General features: G+C 75.5%; 6 protein-coding genes and 1 tRNA gene. All 7 read right to left on the reverse strand.

What is annotated here, in order from left to right:
• Window positions 1-49 precede the first annotated feature (49 nt).
• The 7 genes from C7C46_RS08685 to C7C46_RS08715 all read right to left on the reverse strand — a co-directional run bounded on the left by C7C46_RS08685 (window position 50) and on the right by C7C46_RS08715 (window position 8,385).
• Window positions 50-1,117 carry a hypothetical protein gene (locus C7C46_RS08685; RefSeq protein ID WP_110667437.1) on the reverse strand — a complete coding sequence of 356 codons (1,068 nt, stop codon included), beginning with the start codon at window positions 1,115-1,117 and terminating at the stop codon, window positions 50-52.
• A gap of 93 nt (window positions 1,118-1,210) precedes the next feature.
• Window positions 1,211-3,115, reverse strand: a complete 1,905-nt coding sequence (locus C7C46_RS08690; protein WP_181442260.1) for a serine/threonine-protein kinase — start codon at window positions 3,113-3,115, stop codon at window positions 1,211-1,213.
• Between the two features lie 519 nt (window positions 3,116-3,634).
• Window positions 3,635-3,708 (reverse strand) — tRNA-Met (locus tag C7C46_RS08695).
• A gap of 46 nt (window positions 3,709-3,754) precedes the next feature.
• Entirely contained in the window at window positions 3,755-4,687 is a 933-nt protein-coding gene (locus tag C7C46_RS08700) for a PrsW family intramembrane metalloprotease (RefSeq protein WP_110667441.1), read from the reverse strand.
• A 33-nt stretch (window positions 4,688-4,720) separates the two neighbouring features.
• Window positions 4,721-5,554, reverse strand: a complete 834-nt coding sequence (trmB, locus tag C7C46_RS08705) for a tRNA (guanosine(46)-N7)-methyltransferase TrmB (RefSeq protein WP_245984299.1) — start codon at window positions 5,552-5,554, stop codon at window positions 4,721-4,723.
• A 59-nt stretch (window positions 5,555-5,613) separates the two neighbouring features.
• Window positions 5,614-6,879, reverse strand: a complete 1,266-nt coding sequence (gene lhgO, locus C7C46_RS08710; protein ID WP_110667443.1) for an L-2-hydroxyglutarate oxidase — start codon at window positions 6,877-6,879, stop codon at window positions 5,614-5,616.
• A gap of 63 nt (window positions 6,880-6,942) precedes the next feature.
• Window positions 6,943-8,385 (reverse strand): NsdA family TPR-like regulatory protein, encoded by a 1,443-nt coding sequence (locus tag C7C46_RS08715; protein ID WP_110667445.1) that lies wholly within the window; start codon window positions 8,383-8,385, stop codon window positions 6,943-6,945.
• Window positions 8,386-9,299 lie beyond the last annotated feature (914 nt).

Raw genomic sequence — 9,299 nt, forward strand, 5'->3', positions numbered from 1 at the left:
CCCGGCCGCCCTCGTGACGAGCCTTCGCCGGGACCTCGCCCGGACCCGCTCAGACCCCGGACGGGCGCGGCGTGGGCACCTGGCCGATCGCGTCCAGCTTGGCCAGGATCCGCTCGGCCACCCAGCGGCGGTCCGAGGCGTCGGGGATCCCGTCCGGGGCCAGCAACTGGGCCACCACCGCGGCCCGCAGCCGGATCCGCTGGTCGCGGCCGAGCCGGTTGATCATGCCGCGGGCGGCCAGCAGCGCCTGGTAGTGCTCGAACGGGGTGCGCGGGTGCTCGATGTACTCCAGCACCGACTCGAAGTCGCCCAGCCCGGGGTTGCCCTGGGTCAGCGCCAGCGCCTGCAGCCGCAGGCCGGAGTCGTCCGAGGCGAACAGGCCGCGCACCTCCTCCGGGGTGGCGGTGGACTGCTTGGCACCGGCCCGCACCTCGGCCACCTGGGCGTCCATCGCGGCGGTCCGCTGCGGGTCGGCGCCCATCGCGCGGGTGCTGAACTTGCCCATGTGCGCCATCGCCTGGACCCGCAGGTCCTCCGCGCCGACCTCGTTGCCCTCGCGCAACTGCTCCTGCGCGGAGTTGAACAGGCGCAGCGCGTTGCCGTCGGCCTGGGTCAGCACGCCGGCCAGCAGCAGCCGGGTGGCCAGCCAGCCGGCCAGGAAGCCCAGCACCAGGAAGTAGAGCACCAGCGCGGCGGCGAACGGTGCCGCGTCGGCGCGCCCGCCGAGCGCCGGGGCCAGCGCGTGGCCGAGCTGGCGGGCGCCCTGCCAGATCCGGCTCAGCTGGGTCAGGCCGACGCCGAGCAGCAGCTTGGTCAGCCAGTCGGAGACCTGCTCCAGGTTGGTGTTGGCCGAGTAGTCACCGTTCGGCTGCCCGTCCGGCTGTCCGCTCGGCTGCGGGGCGCTGCGGCTGTGCGGGATCCCGAACAGGAAGCCCAGCAGGGTGCCGGCCACTGTGGTCGCGCACGCGATCATCATCCCGGCCCCGAGCGCGCTCAACGGGTGCTCGGCCGCCGTCGTGTACAGCCCCAGTCCGAGCAGCCCGACACCGACCAGGGTGCCCACCGCACCGATCTGCCACCGCCGCACCAGCGCCGCCTGGTCCCGCCGCACCGCCATCGCTCGCTCCCCGTCCGCCGCTGCTGGATTGGCAGGAACTGTAGCGGTCCCGGGAGGTCCCGAGGTGACGGCGCGGCAGCCGACAGGCCAGGACTACGGAATCCGCCACTGCTGCGCGCCGGAGGAGTCGCAGCTGTCCAGGGTGACCGGGGTGCCGCTGCCGTGCGAGGTCAGGCAATAGGTCGACAGGTAGGCGGAGTGGAGGGTGTACGTGCCGCCGCCGGCACTGGTGACCCCGAAGGTGGTGGTCCCGTAGTTCCCCACCAGCTCGATCACGCTGCTTCCCACCGGTACGCCCATCGGCGGTCCGCCCGCGCTGCAGGCGTGGAAGGTGACCTGCTGGCCGGCGCTCAGGCTGTACACCCAGCCCCAGGAGGAGTACCCGCCGGAGACCACCTTGTTGCCCGCGGAGATGTTGTCGGAGCTGAGCCCCAGCTTGCTCCCGTCGCCCACGTTGGTGATGTCGTGCGCGCTCTCGCAGCCTGCCGGGCGGGAGTTGGCCGGCGGCGGGGGCGTGGTGGGCTTGGTGCCACCCGAGCTCCCGGGCGGCGTGCCGCCGCCGGCACCCGCGCTGCTGCCGGTCCCGGTCCCGCCGGCCGCCCCGCCGCCCTTGCTGCCGCCGCTCACCGGCGCCGCACCGCCGTTGCCGCCGCCGTTGCCACTGCCGCCCGCGTTTCCGCCGCCGGCCGCGCCGCCCGCCGCCGCGCCCCCGTTGCCGCCCGAGGCGGGCGGACCCGCCGGTGCTGACGGGGAGTCGGCACCACTGGGCGCCGCCGAGGACGCGGCCGGGGCGGACACGGACGCCGAGGCCGGGGCCGACGCTGACACCGACGCCGAGCCGGACGGCGAGCCGGCCGGCGCCGGACCCGAGGCGCCCGGCCTGTTCGCACCGACCTGCCCCGCGGAGGAGTCCAGGTGCAGCACCGTCACCGTCCCGGCCACCACCAGGACCGCCGCCACCGCCGCCGCGACCAGGCTGCTCCGGCGCCGGTGCCACGGCGCCGCCACCGCGGCGGTCGCGGCCTGCGCCGCGCCCACCACCACGGGTTCCACCGGCTGGACGGCGGCCTCGACCACCTCGGCTACGTCGGGTACGTCGACCACCTCGGGCACCGCGGCCTCCTCGGCCGCCTTCGCCACCCCGACAGCCGCGCCCACCGCCGCCGTGCGCGTGGTCAGCCCCGCCAGCCGGGCGCCCGGCTCCTCGCTCCCCACCGCGGCCCGGGCCGCCGCCGCCATCTCGGCCGCGTCCGCGAACCGGTCCCCGGGCCGCTTGGCCAGTGCCTTCGCCACCACCTCCCGCACCGCCGCCGGGAACCGCTCCGCCAGCCCGGGAGCCGGCTCCCGGACGTGCTTGAGCACGATCTCGATCGCCGTCTCGCCGGTGAAGGGCAGCTCGCCGGTGAGCAGTTCGTAGCTGAGCACGCCCATCGAGTAGAGGTCGCAGGCCGGCGTGGTGCCCAGCCCCTCGGCCTGCTCGGGCGCCATGTACAGCGCGGTGCCCATCACCGCGTGGGCAGTGGTGATCTTGGTGCCGGCCAGCGTCCGGGCGATCCCGAAGTCGGTGACGGTGACCTGGCCGTCCGCCCGCAGCATCAGGTTGGACGGCTTGATGTCCCGGTGCACGATGCCCTGCTGGTGTGCGGCGTGCAGCGCGTCCAGCGCCTGGGCCACGATGTCCATCGCCTGCTCGACCGGCAGGGTGCCCCGCTCGGCCCGGATCCGGTCCAGCGGCTGCCCGTCCAGCAGCTCCATCACGATGAAGGCCACCGGTGCGGCGCCGTCCGCGCCGGGCTGCTCGCCGTAGTCGTGGATGTCCACGATGCCGCGGTGGTTGAGCGCGGCCAGCATCCTGGCCTCGCGCCGGAACCGCTCCGCGAAGGCGGAGTCCTCCAGCAGTGCGGGCAGCACGATCTTGACCGCGACCTGCCGCTCCAGCACCCGGTCCGCAGCCCGCCAGACCTCGCCCATGGCGCCACCGCCGAGCCGCTCGGTCAACGTGTACCGGTCCCCGAGTACCGTGCCCCGACCCCACATGTCCTGCTGCCCCCTGCCGCTGTGGCTCCCCGCCCCGACAGCCGCGCCGCCAACTTGTTGGACCACGGCCAATCAAAGTCTTGCATCGTGTGAGCAGGAGTCAACTGGGTCTCGACGTACGGTTACCAACCTCGTACAGAGGCGGAGGTCGCAGGGGTGGCCGGCGGCGGCCGGGTCCGGGAACGCAGACGGCCCGTGGGCTGCTTCCGCGGCGGCGAACCGCCGTGGCGTCGGGGATGTTCCGACGAACTCACGGGCCGGGTGACTGCTGGGTATTTCGCCTGCCGACCTACTGCCGCAGGCAGGGGCGGCTCTAGCGAGCAGCCACCTCACACATCCTGAAAGAACTCAACTCAGGATCACCTCCTTTCAGTGTGCCGCCACCATAGGCAGGCCACCGCCGGGGAGGCAACGGGTTTCTCGAAGAAACGACGGAAGGCCCGGCAGAGAGTCTCTGCCGGGCCTTCCGTTGCTACTGAGTAGCGGGGACAGGATTTGAACCTGCGACCTCTGGGTTATGAGCCCAGCGAGCTACCGAGCTGCTCCACCCCGCGTCGGTGAACCCAACAGTACGGGAAGGGAACCGAGAAGGGAAATCGGTTACTCCGGTGCGGGGCCGGCCCTGCCCCGCGAGCAGCTCCCGGCCCACAGCGCGAGCAGGGCCAGCGCGGCGAAGCAGGGCACCATCAGCACGCCGTAGACCAGCAGGAAGCCGTGCACCCCGCGGCCGGCCGCGGCGTTCCAGCAGCCGTGCAGCGCGACCGCCGCCAGCCAGCCGGCGGGGGCGGCCAGCCGGACCACCCAGCGCCGGGTGCTGGTGACCGCCACCGCCAGCCCCAGCCCGGTCAGCGCGGTGAACAGGGGGTGGGCGAAGGGGGAGAGCAGCGCGCGCAGCAGGAAGGTGTGCACGGTGTCGTCGTAGTCGCGCAGGCTCGGGCTCAGTCCCAGGCCGATGCTGGTCAGGCGCTGCTGCCGGTCGCCGGAGAAGGCCCGCCCGAGGTAGAGCGCGTTCTCGGTGAAGGCGAAGCCGCAGGCGCTCATCCCGCCGAGCACCAGGTGCCGGGCGACGGCGCGGTGGCGCAGCCTGGCCCGGGCGCGCGGGGTCGGGCCCGCGCCTCGGCGGGTGCGCCGGTGCACGGGGCTCAGCGGCACCAGCAGTACCGCGGCCTTGACGCTCTCCTCGATCAGCGGGGTGGCCAGCTCGCTGCTCCACCCGGCCGGGCCGCGCACCGACTCCAGGTAGTCGCTGGCCCAGTCGTTGGCGAGCAGCGCGAAGGTGGTGGCCGCGACCGAGCCCCAGACCAGGCAGAGCGCGAGCCGGCGCCCGGGCAGCCGGGCGCTCTGGTTGAGCCAGCTCAGCGCGGCCAGCACGAACGGGACGGGCAGCACGGCGAGCCCCAGGCCCACCAGCAGCCCGACCGTCCCGGTCTGCGCCCGCAGCAGGTGCACCAGCAGCGCGGCGCAGCCCAGCAGGCCGGCCAGCAGCAGCGCGGTGCCGGCCCGGCGGGCGCCGAACAGCCGGCTCAGGCTCACCCTGCTGAGCCTAGGGGCAGGCCGCGACGGGCGTCAGACCTTCCGGAACAGCAGGTCGTGCACCACGTGGCCCTTGGCCAGGCCGGCCCGCTCGAACTTGGTGACGGGGCGCCAGTCGGGGCGGGGGGCGTAGCCGGGCACGGTGCCGTCCTGGCGCCCGTCCAGCCAGCCGCTGCCGTCGCCCTCGGGGTGCAGGTTGACCAGCTCGGGGCGGGCCGCGAGCACCTCGGCCATCTGCTCGGCGGACGGCTCCCAGTCGGTGGCGCAGTGCACCAGCGCGCCGGGGGCCAGCCGGGGGAGCACCAGGTCCAGGAACCCGTGCTGGACCAGGCGGCGCTTGTGGTGCTTCGGCTTGGGCCACGGGTCGGCGAAGAAGACCCGCAGGCCGGCCAGCGAGGCGTCGGCGAGCATGTCGCGCAGCAGGATGATCGCGTCACCGGCGGCCGGGCGGACGTTCTGCGCCCCGCTGAGCTCCAGCAGGTTGAGCAGGTTGCCGTGGCCGGGGGTGTGCACGTCGACCGCGAGGATGCCCGTCCCGGGGTCGGCGGCGGCCATCGCGGCGGTGGTCTCGCCCATGCCGAACCCGATCTCCAGGGTGACCGGCAGGCCGCCGAACACCTGCGCCAGGTCGAGCGGGGTGCCGTCGATGGCGATCCCCCACTTCTCCCAGTTCCGGTCCAGCGCACCGGCCTGCGCGGGCGTCATCCGCCCGCGCCGCGGCTGGAACGTCCGGATCCGGTGCTCGCGGTGCTGTTCCTCGGTCGCCTTGTGCGGGTACATCGGCGCGGGGTAGCCGGCGGGCGCGGCCGACAGCCGCTGCGAGGGCCGCTGGCCGGGGAGCTGGGGGGAGGGGGCAGTCGAATTCACAATGCCGTCGAGTCTACGGCGCCCGCCCACCCCGCCCCGGGGCCCCGTCGCCCGGGCCCTCAGCCCCCCGCCGCCAGGGCGGCGAGGGCGCGGGCGGCGATCTCGCGGCTGATCGGCAGCGAGGCGGTGGCCGCGGGGGAAGGGGCGTTCAGCACGTGCACGGTGCGGCGCGGCGAGCGGGCGTCGGCCGGGTCGAAGCCGGCGAAGGCGAAGTCGTCCAGCAGCCGCCCGTCCCGCCCCACCGCCTGCGCCCGCACCCCGGCGCCGGCCCGCACCAGGTCGGCGCCCGTGACCCCGGGCAGCAGGCGCCGCACCGCCCGGGTGAACGCCCGCTTGGAGGCCGAGCGGTGCAGCTCGCCCAGCTCCTGGCGCCAGTGCCGCCACGCCAGCCGCCAGCTCCCCGGGAACGCGGCCAGCCGGGCCAGGTCACCGGGGTCCACCGCGCGCCACGAGTACCCCTCGCGGGCCAGTGCCGGCACCGCGTTCGGGCCCACGTGCACCTCGCCGTGCACGCCCCTGGTCAGGTGCACCCCGAGGAAGGGGAACGCCGGGTCCGGCACGGGGTACACCAGCCCCCGCACCAGGTGGCGCGCGCCGGGCGCCAGTTCGTAGTACTCGCCGCGGAACGGCAGGATCCGCACGCCCGGCTCGTCCCCGGCCAGCCGGGCCACCCGGTCGCTCTGCAGCCCGGCGCAGTTCACCAGCACCGCGCAGCGCACCTCCGCCTCGACCTCCGCGCGCTCGCCGCCCGGGGACCGGCGCAGCCGCACCCTCACCCCGTCCGCCCGGCGCTCGGCCCCGACCAGCTCGCACCCGGTGCGCAGCTCCACCCCGGCCGCGCCGGCCAGCCGGGCGAAGCACCGGGCCACCTCGGTGTAGTCGCACACCCCGGTGCTGGCCACGTGCAGCCCGGCCAGCCCGCTCACCGCGGGCTCGTACGCGCCGATCTGAGTCGCCGTCAGCTCACTGACCTGCAGCCCGTTGGCCCTCCCCCGCTCGGCCAGCACCGCGAGCCCGGCCAGCTCCCCGGGCTCGGTGGCCACGATCAGCTTCCCGGTCACCCGGTGCGCCAGCCCGTGCTTGGCGCAGAACCGCACCATCGCCGCCGCCCCGGCCACCGCGTACCGCGCCTTGAGCGAGCCGGGCCGGTAGTAGACGCCGCTGTGGATCACCCCGCTGTTGTGGCCGGTCTGGTGGCCGGCCAGCCGGTCCTCCTTCTCCACCACCAGCACGCGCAGCCCGGCCCGCTCCCGCACCAGCGCCCAGGCGGTGCCCAGCCCCACGATCCCGCCGCCCACCACAAGCACGTCGTAGTCGTCCGTCACCTGCGGATCGTGCCTCCCAGGACGCTCACCAAACCCCCTGCGGCGCTGCGGGCCCTGCCGCCCCTACTGTGCCAGCACGCCCCGCGCCCGCTCCGTCAACTCGCGCACCCGCTGCTCGCCCTGGAAGGGCTCCAGCAGCCGCACCATCTCCAGCAGGTACTCCCGGCTGCGCTGCGAGGAGATCCGCCCGGCCACGTCGACGGCCCGCTCGCCGGCCTCCACCGCCGCGTCCAGGTTGCCGGCCTCGGCCTCGGCCATCGCGCTGACCACCAGCCGCAGCCCGTGCGAGCGGACGAACCCCTCGGTGGGCCGGGCCAGCGCCTCCCGGGTGAACTGCCGCACCTTGGTGGGCACCCCGAGGTCGCGGAAGCACTCGGCGGCATCGGCGGCCAGCCGGTCGTAGGCGTAGAAGTCGATCCACGCCGGATCGGGATCCCCGGCGCGTGACCGCTCCAGCGCGCTCTCGGCGGCCGCCAGCGCCGTCGCGCAGGCGGGCCCGTTGGCGGCCCGGGCCTGCGCCCGGGCCTCCACCAGGTGGAAGAAGCTCATGGTCCGCGCGGTGGCCAGCCCCCGGTTGCGCTCCAGCGCCGCCTGGGCCAGGTCGACCGCCTCCTCGGCGAAGCCGCGGTAGCTGGCCTGCAGGCTCATCGAGGCCAGCACGTAGCCGCCGAGCGGCACGTCGGCCGCCGCCCGGGCCAGCCGCAGCGCCTGGATGTAGTACCGCTGGGCCGCCTCGTGCTGCCCGGTGTCGAAGGCCATCCAGCCGGCCAGCCTGGTCAGCTCGGCGGTGGCGCCGAACAGCGCCCGCCCCACCGCGTCGCTGTAGGAGGCGAGCAGCAGCGGTGCCGCCTCCAGCCGCAGGCACTCCGGGACCATCGACGAACGCCAGTCGCCGCCGCCGTACTTGGAGTCCCAGCGGCGGGCCTCCTGGGCCGCCTCCCGCAGCTTGGCGGCGTCCGACTGGCCGACCCGGAACCCGGCGGTGCGCGCGGTGGGCAGCGCGGCCACCGGCCCGGGGGGCGTCTCCTGCCGGGCCACCGAGCCGTCCGCCGGGCTGATCAGCCAGCGCGAGACCGGGGTGGCGTAGGCGGCCACCGAGAAGGTGCCGGCCAGGCCGTCGCTCCACCGCCCGCCGCCGGGCCCGCGGCGCAGCTCCAGGTCCACCCGCCACAGGTCGGTGGCGGAGCGCACCGCGTCGGCCACCTCGCGCGGGAAGGCCAGGCCGAGCTCGGGCGTGGGGTCGGTGTCGCCCAGCCCGATCTCCTCCAGCGGCACCGGCCGGCCGAGCTTGCCGCCGATCGCGGTCGCGATCAGGTGCGGCACCGCTCCCTGCGGGACCATGCCCTTGCTCACCCAGCGGGCCACCGAGGTCTTGTCGTAGCGGAGCGTCAGGCCGCGCTGGGCGCCCAGGTCGTTGACCCGGCGGGCCAGGCCGGCATTGCTGATCTGAGCCTGGGTCAGCAGGGCACCGAGTCGGTCGTTCGGCCCTCGTGAGGTGGTGGTCATGCGAGCGGCCCCCCGGGTCGGGTGAGGCATGGGTGGCACGGGCGTAACACGCCCGGCACAGTGGACCTAGCGTAGTCGGCCGCGTTCCCTGGGTTAAGGGTGGATATTCCGGATGGCGGGATCGCGTACCGCCCGCGGCCGCGGACCGGGGGCTTTCCGGCGTGTTGCGGCCCGGTTTCGGCGGGTCGGCCGGGCGGTCCGGCGGTACCGCAGGAGGAGGGCTGTGCTCCGGTCCTGTGTTGACGTGCGCCCACTTGTGCTCCCTGGTTCCACCGGCGTACCAGCAGTTCGCTAGGGGCAGTGGGTCGGCCCGCCGTCGAGGACCCGGCGGGCCGGGGGATGCCGCTGCTCTGTTCCCCGCGGGCGGTGGCCGAGGTCCGGGAGGGCATGCGGATGCCCTCCCGGGCTTTGCGCCGCTTTTCGGCCATTCAGGCATGGCCATGACGCGATCGGGGCGGTGCGGCGGCGGGCGCGCGGTGCGTCGGACCGGGGCCACGGGGGCGGCCCGGGGGCGGTCGGCGCGGCCCGGGCCCAGAGCTGGGCGCCGCGAATCGGACGCGCGGTGCCCGTGGCCGGTCGCTCCCGTGCCGCCCGCCGCTGGGGCGCGGACGGCGCGGGGGAGAGCCCGACCGGTCCGACCGCCGCCGGGAGGCGTCGGCCGACGGGGGCGGCCCGCGCCTGCGGACGGGCGCCGGCCGCCCCGCGTGCGGTCCGCCGCGCGGGCCTCGAGTGCTCGGGTGGCTGTCGTCGGTGCGATCCCGACCCCGGTCACCCGCGTCGCGCGGTCCGGACCACGGAGGGGGAGGCCCGGGCCGCGCGGCACCCACCTCGCCTGTCATGCTGAACTGATCACCAGTCAATACGCCGGCCGACCCGCCGGATTGCCCTGGCGCTCCATCCCTTGTTCTTCGCAG

The sequence above is a fragment of the Streptomyces tateyamensis genome, assembly GCF_003205575.1.
In the GTDB taxonomy this organism is placed as follows: domain Bacteria; phylum Actinomycetota; class Actinomycetes; order Streptomycetales; family Streptomycetaceae; genus Kitasatospora; species Kitasatospora tateyamensis.